The sequence below is a fragment of the Brevundimonas sp. genome, from assembly GCF_023259385.1.
GTDB lineage: Bacteria > Pseudomonadota > Alphaproteobacteria > Caulobacterales > Caulobacteraceae > Brevundimonas.
On sequence record NZ_JAHFPF010000066.1, the window covers coordinates 1 to 14,321 of the forward strand.

Annotated in this window: 15 protein-coding genes; 8 read left to right on the forward strand and 7 right to left on the reverse strand. The window is 68.6% G+C overall.

Translation table 11 applies throughout. The annotated features are described in order from the left end of the window. Nucleotides 1-101 precede the first annotated feature (101 nt). The 5 genes from Q0C81_RS06915 to Q0C81_RS06935 form a co-directional block, all read right to left on the reverse strand. Nucleotides 102-506 carry a hypothetical protein gene (locus Q0C81_RS06915; RefSeq protein WP_291835507.1) on the reverse strand — a complete coding sequence of 135 codons (405 nt, stop codon included), beginning with the start codon at nt 504-506 and terminating at the stop codon, nt 102-104. Nucleotides 507-521: 15 nt separating this feature from the next. After that, on the reverse strand, nt 522-1,169 hold the full coding sequence (locus Q0C81_RS06920; protein ID WP_291835509.1) for a hypothetical protein: 648 nt from the start codon (nt 1,167-1,169) through the stop codon (nt 522-524). 71 nt (nt 1,170-1,240) lie between these two features. Beyond that, nucleotides 1,241-1,579 carry a dihydroneopterin aldolase gene (gene folB, locus Q0C81_RS06925; protein WP_291835547.1) on the reverse strand — a complete coding sequence of 113 codons (339 nt, stop codon included), beginning with the start codon at nt 1,577-1,579 and terminating at the stop codon, nt 1,241-1,243. 60 nt (nt 1,580-1,639) lie between these two features. Continuing rightward, entirely contained in the window at nt 1,640-2,398 is a 759-nt protein-coding gene (locus Q0C81_RS06930) for an SDR family oxidoreductase (protein ID WP_291835512.1), read from the reverse strand. After that, nucleotides 2,391-2,522: a hypothetical protein gene (locus Q0C81_RS06935; RefSeq protein ID WP_291835515.1), complete on the reverse strand. Its 132-nt coding sequence runs from the start codon at nt 2,520-2,522 to the stop codon at nt 2,391-2,393. Before Q0C81_RS06935 ends, Q0C81_RS06930 begins: the two co-directional genes overlap by 8 nt. 27 nt (nt 2,523-2,549) lie before the next feature. On the opposite strand from Q0C81_RS06935, the gene Q0C81_RS06940 reads away from it, so the two are divergent. The 7 genes from Q0C81_RS06940 (at nt 2,550) to pgsA (ending at nt 8,676) form a co-directional block, all read left to right on the forward strand. Beyond that, entirely contained in the window at nt 2,550-3,023 is a 474-nt protein-coding gene (locus Q0C81_RS06940) for an NUDIX domain-containing protein (RefSeq protein WP_291835518.1), read from the forward strand. A gap of 59 nt (nt 3,024-3,082) precedes the next feature. Further along, nucleotides 3,083-3,946, forward strand: a complete 864-nt coding sequence (locus Q0C81_RS06945; protein WP_291835522.1) for an alpha/beta hydrolase — start codon at nt 3,083-3,085, stop codon at nt 3,944-3,946. A gap of 41 nt (nt 3,947-3,987) precedes the next feature. Next, on the forward strand, nt 3,988-4,434 hold the full coding sequence (locus tag Q0C81_RS06950) for a DMT family transporter (RefSeq protein ID WP_291835525.1): 447 nt from the start codon (nt 3,988-3,990) through the stop codon (nt 4,432-4,434). Between the two features lie 50 nt (nt 4,435-4,484). Next, on the forward strand, nt 4,485-6,395 hold the full coding sequence (gene uvrC, locus Q0C81_RS06955; RefSeq protein WP_291835550.1) for an excinuclease ABC subunit UvrC: 1,911 nt from the start codon (nt 4,485-4,487) through the stop codon (nt 6,393-6,395). 172 nt (nt 6,396-6,567) lie between these two features. After that, nucleotides 6,568-7,266 (forward strand): hypothetical protein, encoded by a 699-nt coding sequence (locus Q0C81_RS06960; protein ID WP_291835528.1) that lies wholly within the window; start codon nt 6,568-6,570, stop codon nt 7,264-7,266. Between the two features lie 83 nt (nt 7,267-7,349). Further along, nucleotides 7,350-7,961: a carbonic anhydrase gene (locus Q0C81_RS06965; protein ID WP_291835531.1), complete on the forward strand. Its 612-nt coding sequence runs from the start codon at nt 7,350-7,352 to the stop codon at nt 7,959-7,961. A 70-nt stretch (nt 7,962-8,031) separates the two neighbouring features. Then, nucleotides 8,032-8,676 carry a CDP-diacylglycerol--glycerol-3-phosphate 3-phosphatidyltransferase gene (pgsA, locus tag Q0C81_RS06970; protein ID WP_291835534.1) on the forward strand — a complete coding sequence of 215 codons (645 nt, stop codon included), beginning with the start codon at nt 8,032-8,034 and terminating at the stop codon, nt 8,674-8,676. A gap of 127 nt (nt 8,677-8,803) precedes the next feature. Here pgsA and Q0C81_RS06975 read toward each other — a convergent pair whose 3' ends face one another. Both Q0C81_RS06975 and Q0C81_RS06980 read right to left on the reverse strand, forming a co-directional pair. Further along, nucleotides 8,804-10,879 carry a S46 family peptidase gene (locus tag Q0C81_RS06975; protein WP_291835537.1) on the reverse strand — a complete coding sequence of 692 codons (2,076 nt, stop codon included), beginning with the start codon at nt 10,877-10,879 and terminating at the stop codon, nt 8,804-8,806. Between the two features lie 119 nt (nt 10,880-10,998). Continuing rightward, nucleotides 10,999-13,092, reverse strand: a complete 2,094-nt coding sequence (locus Q0C81_RS06980; RefSeq protein WP_291835540.1) for a S46 family peptidase — start codon at nt 13,090-13,092, stop codon at nt 10,999-11,001. Between the two features lie 183 nt (nt 13,093-13,275). Here Q0C81_RS06980 and Q0C81_RS06985 point away from each other — a divergent pair. Then, the coding region (locus Q0C81_RS06985; protein ID WP_291835543.1) for an ABC transporter permease at nt 13,276-14,321 on the forward strand (1,046 nt) is incomplete at its 3' end.

Below are 14,321 nucleotides of genomic sequence, written 5' to 3' on the forward strand. Positions count from 1 at the left end.
AACTCCTGACTCTTGTCGGCGAACCGACATGCCCCCAATCCGCGCGCCGTCCCGGCGTTCCTGGAAAACCGCGAATCGCCGACGTCCGTGGTTCGGTCGCCTCAGGGCGCGCGGTCGTTGAGCAGGTTCAGCAGGCCGAGGATGCTCTTCACCGTGAACCAGACGGTGATCAGCAGCCACAGGATGCCGAAGAGGATCAGGAAGGGAATGCCCACCAAGATCATCGACAGCACCGCGCTGACCGCCAACCCGATCCAGCAGCCGATCGTCCACCAGAAGACCGACCAGAACAGCTTGATCTGCGCATCCAGATGGTCGCGCGAGAGGCCGGTGGCGGTGTCGCGCGAGGCGTAGGCGACCACCAGGCCGACCAGCACCAGGATGTTCGCGCTCGGAATGGACAGGATGTAGAGGGCCCAGGTGATCAGCGCCGGAACCCTGCCGCCGTCGCCGCTTCCGCTGTCAAAGCGCGGCGTGTCAGAATCCTGAGGGGGCACATGCGACATCGGGTTGTCTCTCTTTCAGATCCACCAGCTTCGTGGGCTGGAAATGGCGCGGCCTGATTTCAGGTTCCAGACGCCGGTGGCGCCGCGCAGCACGACCCACAGCGCCGCCAGGAACAGGATGGGAACGCCCAGGGCGAAGGGCGCCGCCAGCAGGATCACCCCCGCCACGACCGCCACCGCCGCGGCCCACAGGGTCCGCTGCTGATAGATGAAGTGCGACCGCGCCAGGGCGTCGTCCGGACCGGGCCGTCCGGTCACGGCGAACAGGGCGATCACCGCCGAAGCGCCCAGCGTCGGCACGGCCAGCAGGATCAGGGCGTATACGGCATACAGGCCCATGCCGCCCGGCGGGTCCTTGACCGGCGCGGCGCGCGAACGCGAATGGCCGGTGAAGTCGGGCGAGGCCTCGAAGATCGAATCGGCGGAGGCCGGGCGCCGGTCGGGCGTCGCCGGCTCCGGGGGCTTCGCACGGACGGGCGGAGGATCGAACAGATCGGGTTCGGGTTCCGGCTGCGGAGCCGCCTGGGGTTCCGGCTCCTGTTCGGGCGTGGGCTCGGGCTCCGGCGTCACGTCGCGCGGACGGCCCTCGAGCGCCGCCGCCGAGGCGAAGCCGACATGATCATCATGATCATCAGGGTGTTGGGGATCGCCGGGTTCGGCCATCGGGGGTCCTTCGAGTCCGTCCTCAGGTATGACGGTCCGGCTCGCGGGGCGCAACCGCCAGAGTCCGGAGACTAGCGGCTCATCACCAGTTCGCAGCCCGGAACCTCGTCGCCGCCCAGGGCGCCCGGCTTCTCGACCCGCACGGTGCAGCGCCGCACGCGCGCATCCCCAAGCATGGCCACGGCCAGCCGTTCGGCGAAGGTCTCGACCAGGCCCACGTGGCCCTCGGCGACGATGGCGCGCGCGGCCTCGGCCACGGTCTCGTAGTTGATGGTGTCGCTCAGCCGCTCGATCGGTGCGGGCGTCAGATCCAGCGTCACATCGATGACCAGCCGCTGCAGCCGGCCCTGTTCATGGTCGTAGACGCCGATGCCGGCGGCGACCTCCAGCCCTTTGACGAAGACGGTCAGCCCCTCGCGGACCGGCGCGCCAGGGGCGGGGAAGGGCAGGGGAGACGGTGCGGCCACGGGCTACTCCACAATGTCCGGGGTTCGCCAGGCCAGGTGCTGGCCCCCATCGACAGCGATCATCTGGCCCGTCACGAGGTCGGCTTCAACCAGCCAGCGCACCGCTGCGGCCACGGCTTCGGGGCTGCCCGCCCGTTCCAGCGGCACGGCGGCGGCCTCGGCGGCGAAATCTTCGGGGCTTTGATGGATGGAGGGCAGGGTCGGACCGGGGCCCACGCCGTTGACGCGAATACGCGGCGCCAGCGCCTGCGCCATCGTCCGCGTCGCCCACCACAGGCCGTTGCGCGACAGGGCGTAGGAGAAGAAGCGGGGATCGGGTTTCAGCACCCGCTGGTCCAGCAGGTTGACGATGCAGCCGCCGTCCGGCGCCTGGGCCGCGAAGGCTTCGGCCAGCACCACGGGCGCCCGCAGATTGGTCTCGATATGCGCGTCCCAGGTCTCGCGCCCCAGCGCTCCGACCCGGTCGTCCTCGAAGATGGAGGCGTTGTTGACCAGCACGGCCAGCGGACCGACGGCCTCGGCGGCGGCGGGAACGATCCCGCGCACCTCGGCCTCGACCGACAGGTCGCCGCGGACGACGGCCGCCCGGCGACCCAGGGCGCGCACCTCTTCGGCCACGGCCTTCGCCGCCTCCTTCGACCCGCGATAGTGGATCACGATGTCGAAGCCGGCGCGCGCCAGCTCCAGACAGATCGCCTTTCCGATCCGCTTGCCGCCGCCGGTGACCAGCGCGGCGCCGCGATCGGCGGCGGACTTAGTCAACCCGGCCGAACTCGACGAAGTTGATGAGGGCGAGGACGGCGATGAAACCGAAGATGATGTAGAGGGCCAGCATGGGAAGCTCCTTGATGCGACCGGCAATAAAGCGGCGTGCCTCGCTGTTCAAGGATGCATCAGGGCGTATCGTCGCCGCATGACGACGTGGCGCGCCCGCATCGAGCCCTTCACCCGGCCCCTGTTCTTCGCCTTCGCCCGCGCCAGCCGGGGCATGACCCTGGGCGTGCGGGGCGTCGCGGTGGACGGCGAGGGGCGGGTGCTGCTGGTCAAGCACACCTATGTCCGCGGCTGGTGGCTGCCCGGCGGCGGGGTCGAGCGCGGCCAGACCGCCGAGGACGCCCTGATCCGCGAGATGCGCGAGGAGGCCGGGCTGATCGTCGAAGGGCGGCCGGTCCTAGTCAGCGCCCATTCCAACGAACGCTATTTCCGCGGCGATCATGTGCTGGTCTACCGCATCGACCGCTTCACCCTGACCGATCGCTCCAGCCACGGCGAGATCGCCGACATCGGCTGGTTCGACCCCGCCGCCCTGCCTGAGGACACCCATCGCGCCACCCGGACCCGGCTGGCGGAGGTGTTCGGCGCGAACGAGGCCACGCCGCACTGGTGACGACGGAAAGAGGTCAAGCTTGACGTTGAAAACCCTCGGGGGCTTAGGGAGACACATCTATGCGTGAACTGGATCGCCGCGCGGCCCTGATCGCGGGTATGGCCGCCACCTTCGCCGCCGGGGCCGCCGCTGCGCAGGATCGTCCTCGACTGCTCGGTCGCCGCCGAGGGCGGGGGGACGGCGCCTCCGACGCACCACACGTCTCGATCTCGACCGGGCCCGATCCGCAGCAGGCCTATGACCTCTACAGCGGCGGTCCGGATACCGGGCCTGTTCTGGCCTTTATCCATGGAGGCGGCTGGTCGAGGGGCGACCGGAGCATGGTGCACGGCCTGCCGGAGTACGCCCGCCGTCACGGCCTGACGTTCGCCTCCATCGGCTACCGGCTGGTCCCGCAGGTGACGCCGCGCGAGCAGGCGCAGGACGTGGCCGCCGCCGTCGCGGGACTGAAACGCACCCATCCAGGGCGCCCGTTTTTCCTGATCGGCCATTCCGCCGGGGCTCATCTGGCCGCGCTGGTCGGGGTTGATCCGGCCTACCTGGCCGGGCAGGGGCTGCAGCCGTCGGACCTGGCGGGCGTCATCCTGCTGGACGGAGCGGGCTATGACGCCACCGGCGATCGGGGCGGGCGGCTGCTGGGCGATCTGTACGGCGCCGCCTTCGGCGATCAGGCCGCGGAGCTGTCGCCGATCCTGCTGATCCGGTCCGGCGTGACCTATCCGCCCTATCTGATCTTCCACATCGCGAGCCGCGCCGATTCGAAGCGTCAGAGCGAGGCTCTGGCCGCCGCCTTGATCCGCGCGGGCGGCCGGGCCGAGGTGGTCGCCGCTCCGGGTGACAGCCACCGCGACATCAATGTCGACTTCGGCAAGGCGGGCGATGCGGAAGGCGAACGCGCCGCGCGCTTCATGCTCGACCGCTGACGACCGGTGCGCGTCGCATCGGGAGGTGGTAGCCAGACAGCATGAACCCGATGCTGCTTTCCATGATCGCCGTCGTCCTTGCGGGGGGCGCCACCGCGCTTCAGGCCCCGACCAACGCGAAGATGATGACCGCCGTCGGGTCGCCCGTGAACGCCGCCTTCGTGTCGTTCGCGGTGGGAACGGCGGCGCTGGGCGTCATGGCGGTGATCCTGCAGACCAAGCCGGACATGGCCGCCGCGCGCGGCCTGCCCTGGTACGCCTGGATCGGGGGGCTGTACGGTGCGATCTTCGTGGTCGCGGCGGCCTGGGGCGTCCCGCGTCTCGGCGTCGCCCTGACCATCACCCTGATGGTCGCCGGCCAACTGCTGATCGGCCTGATCCTGGATCAGATCGGCGCCTTCGGCGCGCCCCAGCACCCGATCAGCCTGGGCCGACTGGCCGGGGTGGCCCTGGTCATCGGCGGCGTCCTGATGGTCCGGCGCTTCTAGACCGGCTGCTGACGCTTCGCGGCGGCGCTGGGACGCCTATATTGCTTCCGATGACCGAGGAGACGCCCACGACTGATTCGCCGCTCCCGGAGTCGCCCCTGAGCGCCGCCGACCTGATCCGCGACGAAGCCCGTCGCGCGCCGGACAAGCCCGGCGTCTACCGGATGTACGGCGAGGACGGCGCCTGCCTGTACGTCGGCAAGGCGCGGTCGCTGAAGAAGCGCATCCTCCAGTACGCGCAGGGCCGGTTCCACACCCAGCGCATCGGCCTGATGGTCTCTCTCACCCGCTCGATGGAGCTGGTGGTCACGGCGTCCGAGACCGAGGCCCTGCTGCTGGAATCCAACTTCATCAAGAAGCTGAAGCCGCGGTTCAACGTCGTCCTGCGCGACGACAAGTCGTTCGCCGAGCTGATGATCCGCCGCGACCACCGCGCCCCCCAGGTCCGCAAGCATCGCGGCGCCCACACCATCAAGGGCGATTATTTCGGCCCCTTCGCTTCGACCTGGGCGGTGAACCGGACCCTGACCACCCTGCAGAAGGCCTTCCTGCTCCGGTCGTGCTCAGACAGCGTCTACGAGACCCGCACCCGGCCGTGCATGCTGCACCAGATCAAGCGCTGTTCGGCCCCCTGTACGGGCCTGATCAGCCTGGAGGATTACGGCGAGCTGGTCAGCGAGGCCGAACAGTTCCTGCGCGGCAAGTCGCGCGCGGTCATCGGCCGCCTGTCCAAGGAGATGCAGGCCGCGTCCGACGACATGGACTTCGAACAGGCCGCCCGCGTCCGCGATCGTATCCGCGCCCTCTCGGCCATCTCGATGGAGAACTCCGTCAGCGCCGAGGGTGTGGCCGAGGCCGACGTCTTCGCCCTGCATTCCGACGGCGGGCAGGCGTGCGTGCAGGTCTTCTTCTATCGCGGCGGCCAGAACTGGGGCGGGCGCGCCTACTTCCCGCGCGTGGACAAGACCGACACCGATCCCGAAATCCTCGCCGCCTTCCTGGGCCAGTTCTACGAGGACAAGCCGGTTCCGCGTCAGATCCTGTCCAATGTCGTCCCGTTCGAGAAGGAACTGCTGGAAGAGGCCTTCTCGATGAAGGCCCGTATCGTCGATGGCCGCCGCGTCGTCAGCATCGAGAAGCCCGCCCGGGGCGACCGCAGGGCGCTGGTCGATCACGCCCTGACCAACGCCCGCGAGGCGCTGGGCCGCAAGATGGCCGAGAGCTCGGCCCAGTCGAAGATCCTGGACGAGGTTTGCGAGGCCTTCGGGCTGGATTCGCGCCCCGAGCGGATCGAGATCTACGACAACGCCCACATCTCCGGGACCAACGCCGTGGGCGGCATGGTCGTCGCCGGACCCGAGGGCTTCCGCAAGAATCAGTACCGCAAGTTCAACATCCGGGGCGAAGACCTCACCCCCGGCGACGACTACGGCATGATGCGCGAGGTCATGCGGCGACGCTTCACCCGCCTGGTCAAGGACGAGGATGAGGGCGAGGAGGTCGAACGCCCCGACCTGCTGCTGATCGACGGCGGGGCCGGCCAACTGGCCGAGGTGCAGGCGGTTCTGGCCGATCTGGGGCTGGACGACATCCTCGCCGTCGGCGTGGCCAAGGGGCCGGACCGCGACGCGGGCAAGGAGCATTTCTTCATGCCGGGCAAGGCGCCCTTCATGATGCCGCTGAAGTCGCCGGCGCTCTATTACATTCAGCGCCTGCGCGACGAGGCGCACCGTTTCGCTAACGGCGCCCACGCCAAGCGGCGCTCCATGGACATCAAGAAGAATCCGCTCGACGAGATCGAGGGCATCGGCCCCGGCCGCAAGAAGGCGCTTTTGCACGCCTTCGGTTCGGCCAAGGGCGTCGGTCGGGCGTCGGTCGCCGACTTGATCCAGGTGGAGGGCGTCAGCCAGGCGCTGGCCGAAAGGATCCACGGCTTTTTCCATCCCGAGGCGAACCGCTAGATCGAGGCGCGGCCCGATACGAGGTGCGGGGCGATGACCGTCGCTCCCGCAGGGATCGAAATTAAATATAGATACCACCACAGGTCATTGACCGGTGTTCTTCAGTCTGTTTCTTGAGCGGCGGATCGTGGCTGTCACGCTCCATTGAACCGTCGGAATTGGACCCTCTCAGATGTCGAGTGCACCCGGTCAAACCTCTCAGGCGCAGGCGCTTATTCCGTACACGGGCTTCTATGTCGTGGACGCGACGACCAACGCCTTCGTCATGGTCGATACCCATGAAGTCTGGACGGCGTCGCCGACAGGCGGTCAGTCGCAATATTTCGGCACCATCACCCTCTGCCCGGACGGCGTAACGTCCAACAAGTTCGAGATCGGCGGCGGGGCGAGCTTCGACGGCACGACCCTGACCGTCTCCGATGGCCAGGGCGGCGCTGCGGCCACCCTCAGCTTCAGCAGCACCTCATCGGGGGTCAGCCTGAGCGGCACGCTGTACGGCGCTCAGGTGAAAGGGACCACGCCGTTCGGGCCGGTTCTGCTGCCGCTCTGGACCGGGACCTACTATCAACAGGGGGCGGTTGAGCACCACGGCGGCCTTCTGCACTACCCCTATACCCCGGCCCTGCAGGTCAACCCCGACGGCTCCATGCTGTACACCGCCACCCAGGGCGGCGAGATGAAGCCCGTGTCGTCCTACTGGTACGACTACGGCATGTTCGTGATCGGACTGATGGGTGTCGGTGCGGCGGGCAGCCCCCCCAAGCTTTACGAGATGGGCACTTCGTCCGGCTGGGGCCGGGTGGCCGGTGACGCTGACAGCGGCGTGATGCTGGTCAGCCTTCAACTGCAGCAGCTGGCTCCGAATCTGTGACCCCTGCAGCCCGCCGCGCGACCTCTCCTCGCGGCGGGCGAGGGCATCTCCCCTAACGGCGCAGGAATGCTTATACGGGCGTCATGACCGACGAACTGGCTTCCGGCTATCGCCGCTTCCGTGAAGAACGCTGGCCCGAGGCCCGCGCCGAATACGAGGCTCTCGCAAAGGGCCAAAGGCCGCACACCCTGATCGTGGCCTGTTCCGACAGCCGCGCCGATCCGGCCCTGATCTTCGATACCGCGCCGGGCCAGCTGTTCGTGGTGCGCAACGTCGCCAACCTGGTCCCGCCCTATCAGCCCGACGGCCACCTGCACGGCGTCTCGGCGGCGCTGGAGTTCGGGGTGAAGGTGCTGAACGTGTCGCGCATCGTCGTCATGGGCCATGCCTCCTGCGGCGGGGTCAACGCCATGATCCACGGCGCGCCCGACAATGTGCGGGACTTCGTCGCGCCCTGGGTCGCGCAGGGCGCGCCTGTCGTGCGCCGCGTCTGCGAGGAGGTCGCTCCGGCGGAGCGGGAGCAGGCGGCGGAGGAGGCGGTGGTCCGCCTGTCGCTGGACAACCTGCGCACCTTCCCGTGGATCGCAGAGCGTGAGGCGGCGGGAACCCTGACGCTGAGCGGCCTGCATTTCGGCATCGCCGACGGCGTGCTTCGCGCGTTGAAGGGACCGGGGCGGTTCGAGCCCCTGGACTGAAGCCCCTTGTGACGCCTCGCCTCGTCCGACGAAGCGTGGCACACCGGACACCTGTTTTCGGAAGGCCGCGATGACCCCCACCCCTCACGCCAATCCCATCCCCAACATCCTGACCGGCCTGCGCCTCGCCGCGGGCGTGGTGATGTTCCTGATGCTGGCGGGCGCGGCCCCGGGCTTCATGGACGGCTTCCTGTCGCCCGAGCAGCAGCTCAGCTTCGGCGTCTGGGCCTTCTGGATCTACGCCGTCGCCGCCTCGACCGACTGGGTCGACGGCTTCCTGGCGCGCCGCTGGCACGCCACGACCCGCTGGGGCGCCATCCTGGATCCGATCGCCGACAAGGTGCTGATCACCGGAGCGATCCTGGGCGTGCTGGCGTCCGGCTCGCTGCCGGGCATCGCCATTCCCTGCGGCCTGATCCTGTTCCGCGAGTTTGCGGTTTCGGCCCTGCGCGAGACCGTGGCGGGCAAGGTCAAGCTGCCGGTCACCCTGCTGGCCAAGTGGAAGACCCTGCTGCAGATGCTGGCGCTGGGCGCCCTGCAACTGACCCTGCTGTGGGACGCCTTCGGCCTGACCAACCCGGACGGCACCGCCCCGGAATGGCAGACGCATTTCGAGACCTTCGCGGTCGTCCTGACCTGGGTCGCCGCCGGCGTCACCCTGTGGACCGGCTGGCAGTATTTCTCGAAGGCCCAGCAGAAGATGAGCCAGCTCTGAAGGTCTCCCTCCCCCGAAGTGGGGAGGGTGGCTGAGCGCAGCGAGGCCGGGTGGGGAATGCCAAACGCACCCCACCCTGTCGCCGCTTCGCGTCGACATCCCTCCCCATGAAGGGGAGGGAGAAGCCTCACCGAACGCCCAGTTCCCGCACCAGCCCGTCCATGCCGTAGACGTCCCGCAGGGCGGTGGTCACCGCTCCGGTGGTCACGATGACCGAGCGGTTGACGTTGCGGTCGTAGCCGTAGGCGTTGCGCTGGGTCAGGACGGTGGAGTCGAAGTTCGCGCCCACGATCTCTCCCGCCGCCGTGACGATCGGCGAACCCGACGAGCCGCCGATGGTGTCCGACGACACCGTCATGTTCAGCACGGTCGAACCGTCGATGCGGTCACGCGCGGCCAGGAGCTTCGGAGCCACGTCGAACGGCGCGGCGCCGGTCGCCCGGTCCCACAGGCCGCTGAAGGTGGTGAAGGCGCCGAACCGCTGGCCCGGCACGTCCGACCCTTCGATCTTGCCGTAGGTCAGACGCAAGGTGCCGGTGGCGTCCGGATAGACGGCGTCGCCGTAGGTCTGGAAGCGCAGGGCGGCCAGGCGTTCCGAGGCGCGGTCGGTCGGGGCCTGGACCCGGGCCTCCCAGTCCGAGCGGGCGGCGCGGGTCTCGTCCTGGATCGACAGCAGGTATTTGATCAGCGGATCGTTCGACGCCTCGACGGCGGCGAGGCCGCCCTCCCACAGCGCGCGGCGAACAGCGGGATCGGCCAGGGTCGTGCCTTCGATCAGGCGCGCCGACAGGCCTTCCGGCGACTCGGCGCCCAGCAGGCCGCGCACCGCCGGATGATCGACCGTCAGCCACTCGCGGGTCTTGGACAGCCACCACTCCATGCGGACCTGCTCGAGGCCGGGATAGACCGGACGTTCGGCGAACAGGCCGGTCTGCACCGCCGCCAGACGGCTGTCGGCGAACTCGGGCAGGCGCTCGGCCGACGGCTTGCCGCGCTCCTGCGCGCCCCGCACGATGGTCCGCGCCCAGAGGAACAGCTGGGATCCGCCGGCCACCGGCGTGGTGCCGATGCCGGTCGTGCCTTCCAACAGGGCGTAGGCCGGATAGCTCTCCCGCAGGATCGGCTGCACGCCGCTCAGCGTGGTCCAGGGATTGTCGGCGCCGACGCCGGCCTCGGCGCGGCCGCGGAAGTCGGCTTCCTGCTCGGCCTTCATGGCCATGAACGACGGATCGGTCAGCGCCCGCATCCGGCCCAGGCCGCGCTTGTAGGTGTTCTCCAGGCCGACGATCGGATCCATGGCTTCGAAGGCCTGGCGCTCGCCCTCTTCGGAGTAGCGGATCAGGCGGCCGCGCAGCTCGGACGCGATCAACTGGTCCATCGGCAGGACGACGTCGCGCACGCTGAACAGCTGGTCCTGCGTCAGCAGGCGCTGGGTCGCGCCGGGGCTGCCCGAAACGAACACCGGCGTGCCCTCGACCGGACGATCAGCCTTCCAGGTGAAGTGGGTCGGCGTCGCCGCCGGGGCGCCGTTCTCGTACAGGCGGATGAAGGCCGCATCGATGGCGAAGCGCGGGAAGCTGAAGTTGTCCAGATCGCCGCCGAAGGTCGCGGCCCGGTCCTCCGGCGCGAAGGCCAGGCGGACGTCCGAGTATTTCTTGTACGTGTAGAGCTTGAACTGACCGCCCCGATACAGGGTCACCACTTGGCAGCGCTTGTTGGGATCGCCAGCGCAGGCCTCCTGCTCGATCCGGCCCGCTTCCGCGTCACGGGCGCGGGTGAAGGCCTGGCCCGACAGGCCGGCGCCGACGGCGTGCATCCGCTCGGTCACGTCGGTGATGTCGGTCAGGATCTCCGCGCTGCCGCCGGGGCATTTCAGCTCCTCTTCCCGACTGCGCGGGGTGAAGCCGGTCTCGGCGTAGTTGATCGCCTGCGTCGACAGGTTGGCGACGCAGGTGGCGACGCAGTGATTGTTGGTCATCACCAGGCCTTCGCCCGACACCAGGCCCGCCGAACAGCCGCCGAACTTCACCGACGACAGCCGCACCCGGTCCAGCCACGCCTGATCGATATGGGTGCCCAGCGTCTGGTTGGCCCGCGCGATGGGGAAGTTGTCGAACGTCCACATGCCTTCTTCCGCCTGGGCGGCGGAGCCTGCGGCGAGGGTCAGAAGGGCGGCGGCGACGGCGGGGGTGAGATGACGCATGAAAACGGACTCCGGGCGGGCGGCGTGCGCCCTCATTTGCGGCGGACCATGAAACCAGAAGGGGCCGCCCGGCAAGTCCGGACGGCCCCTCTCGAAGGCGTTGCGGTGTCGCGCCGGACTTAGCGGCGGCGACGCTGCGGTTGATCGACCCCCAGTTCCTGAAGCAGGCGCGGGTTCGGGTAGATGGTGCGCAGCGCTTCGGTGATCGCCGCGGTCGAGACGGAGACGGTCCGGTTCAGCTCGCCGTCGTAGCCGAACGAGCCGCCCAGCGAGTGGATGTTGCCGTCGAAGGCGGCGCCGATCACTTCGCCGGCGGCGTTGATCACGGGCGAGCCCGAGTTGCCGCCGATGATGTCGTTGGTCGACGAGAAGTCGTAGACCACCGACTTGTTCACCCGGCTCTCGTTGTCGATGAAGGCCTGGGCCGCGTTGAACGGCTCGGCGCCCGTGGCCCGCTCGTACAGGCCGCCCATGTAGGTGAACGGCGGCACGGTCACGCCGCGGTAGCTCCAGCCTTCGATCTTGCCGAAGGACAGGCGCAGGCTGAAGGTCGCGTCCGGATACAGGTTGGTGCCGTAGACCGCGAAGCGGGCCTGGGCGACCTTCTCGGCGGCGCGGGCCGTCGGGGCGTTGACCTCGGCGTTCCAGCGGTCGCCGATCGCCTTGGCGGCGTCGTCATTGGCGACGACGAAGGCCAGCAGCGGATCGGCCGCGGCCAGTTGCTCGGTCGTCATGGTCGCGGCCTGGGCGCGGAAGGCCGGATCCGCCAGCTTGGTGCCGGTGATCAGGCGCTCGGCGAGGGCTTCCGGGCTCTCGCGGCCCAGCATCGCCTTCACCTGCGGATTGTCGACCGTCAGGTACTCCCGCGTCTTCGACAGCCAGTAGCGCATGCGGATTTCTTCCATATCCACATAGATCGGCGTTTCGGCCGAAATCGTCGCCGCCATCCGGGTGCGCTGCTCGGCGGTCATGGTGGTGTTCTTGGACGCGCGGACCAGGGCCTTGGCGTAGGCGTACAGTTGCGAGCCGCCGCCGGCCGATTGCTCCAGCTGGCGGACGGGCAGGTAGAGGTCGCGGGCGGTGGCCTGCACGCGCTCCAGGTCGGCCCACGGATCGCCGATGCGCTGGACCAGCGACGGGTCGGCGGCGACGCGGGCGCGCAGCTCGGTCTCTTCTTCCCGTTTGCGGGCCATGAAGGCCGGATCGGTCAGGGCGCCCTGCTGGCCGTAGTAGACCTTGAAGCTGTTCTCCAGGCCGAACACCGGATCGAACGACACGCGCTTGGCCTCGTCGCCGGTCAGCGAATATTCGAGTAGGCGGCCGCGCAGTTCCGAGTTCTGGATCAGGGTGACCGGCAGCTGCTGGTCGCGCAGGCGCTCCAGCTGGCTCATGGTCAGCAGGCGCTGGGTGGTGCCCGGGTTGCCGGACACGAAGGTCACGTCACCCTCGGCCGGGGCGTTCGGGTTCCAGCGCAGATAGTTCTGGCCGACGTTGACCGGCTTGCCGTCCTCGTAGGCGCGCAGGAAGCCCGCATCCAGGGCGTAGCGCGGGAAGTTGAAGTTGTCGGGGTCCCCACCGAAGAAGGCGGCCTGGTTCTCAGGCGCGAACACCAGGCGGACGTCGTCGTACTTGCGGAACTTGTACAGGGCGTATTTGCCGCCGCGGTAGAAGCTGATGACCTGGCAGTTGAACTTGGCGTCGCCCGCGCAGGCTTCGGTCTGGATCTTGTTGATCTCGGCCGAGCGGGCGGCGTTGAAGGCCGCGCCTTCCAGGCCCTGGCCGGCGCCCAGCACGCGGTCGGTGACGTCGACGATCTCGGTCAGGACTTCGGCGGTCTGACCGGGGCAGCGGCGCTCTTCCTCGCGGGTCGCCGCCGTGAAGCCGTTCTTCACGAGGTCCTGCGTCGGGGTGGACAGCTCCTGCGAGCAGCCGACCACGCAGTGCCAGTTGGTCAGGATCAGGCCTTCCGGCGAAACGAAGGAGGCCGAGCAGCCCTGGATGCGGACCGAGGCGTTGCGCACGCGATCCAGCCACGCCTGATCGATGCGGGTGCCGTAGCGCTGGTTCACCGTCGCGATCGGGAAATTGTCGAAGGTCCACATGCCTTCATCGGCCCTTGCGGCCGACGGCGCGGCCATGACCGCCATAACGCCGCCCACGGCGATGATGGACGCGGTCGCCTGAACAGCGGCGCGCAACGAACGGAACATCATTTTGGCATTTCTCCCTTGGGCCGGCCCCCGGCCTGGTGCGGGTAACTAGCGCCTGTGCAACGCGGTCGTCCACGGTTTCCCGTCGCCGCCGTTTCATATCGGCGCTCGCCTTACCCCGATTTAACTTGGCCACAACCTTGGGCGTCGTCACATAGCGGGCAACGTCCGGGACCCGCTGATTTCATGTCGCTCGCACTTTCAACCCTTCTGTACGAGTGGCGCCGCTACATGGCGGCGGTGATGGCGCTCGCCCTCTCCGGCCTGCTGGTGCTGGCCATGACCGGCGTCTTCATCGGCATCGGCAAGGGCTTCACCGCGACCATCGAGCGCTCCAGCGCCGACATCATCATCATGCAGCCCGGCGCCAAGAGCCTGATGGGCGGACCGTCGGGCGTGCCGCGCCGCTTCATCCCGCTGGCCTACCGCAATCCGGCCGTGGTCGAGGTCCAGCCGCTGGACGGCGCCGGCGGCTCGTTCCAGTCGGTCAAGAACGTCGATCCGACCATGTCGCAGGCCGATCGCGCCAAGATGGGCGCGCCGCGTCAGGAGTTCGTCCAGGCCAGCATCATCGACACGACGCCGGGGTCCGTGACCATCCCGACCGACTATTCCCAGGAACTGGTCGACGCCCTGCGTCAGCCCTACACGGTCGCCATCGACGAGACCGCCACGCGCAAGCTGGGCGTCAAGCTGGGCGACAAGGCCCTGTACAACGGCCAGACCGTCACGGTCGTCGGGATCACCCGCGGCTATCCCAACATGATGCAGGCGACCATCATCATGTCGCGCGACACCCTGCGCATGGTGGGCCAGGCCGATACCGGTCCGCGCGTCGGCCCGCTGATGATCAAGCTGTCCGATCCGACCCAGGCCCAGCGCGTCGCCAATGAGCTGAACGTCCAGGGCGACGGCCAGTGGAAGGCCTGGACCCGCCAGCAGCTGGCTGACGCCAACGCCGGCGCGATGTTCGAAGAAGGCATCCTGGTCATCATCATCGGCGGCTGCGTGGTTCTGGGCACCATCATCGGCATCGCCATAACCTGGCAGACCCTGCGCGGCGCCATCATGGCCAACATCAAGGAGTTCGCCTCGCTGCGCGCCCTGGGGGTCGGCATGGGGTCGCTGCGCCGGATCGTCATGGAGCTGAGCTTCTGGGTCGGCTGCGTCGGCGTCTTCGCCGCGATCTTCCTGACCTGGCTGGTCCAGCTTCTGGCCCTGTCCAACGCCGT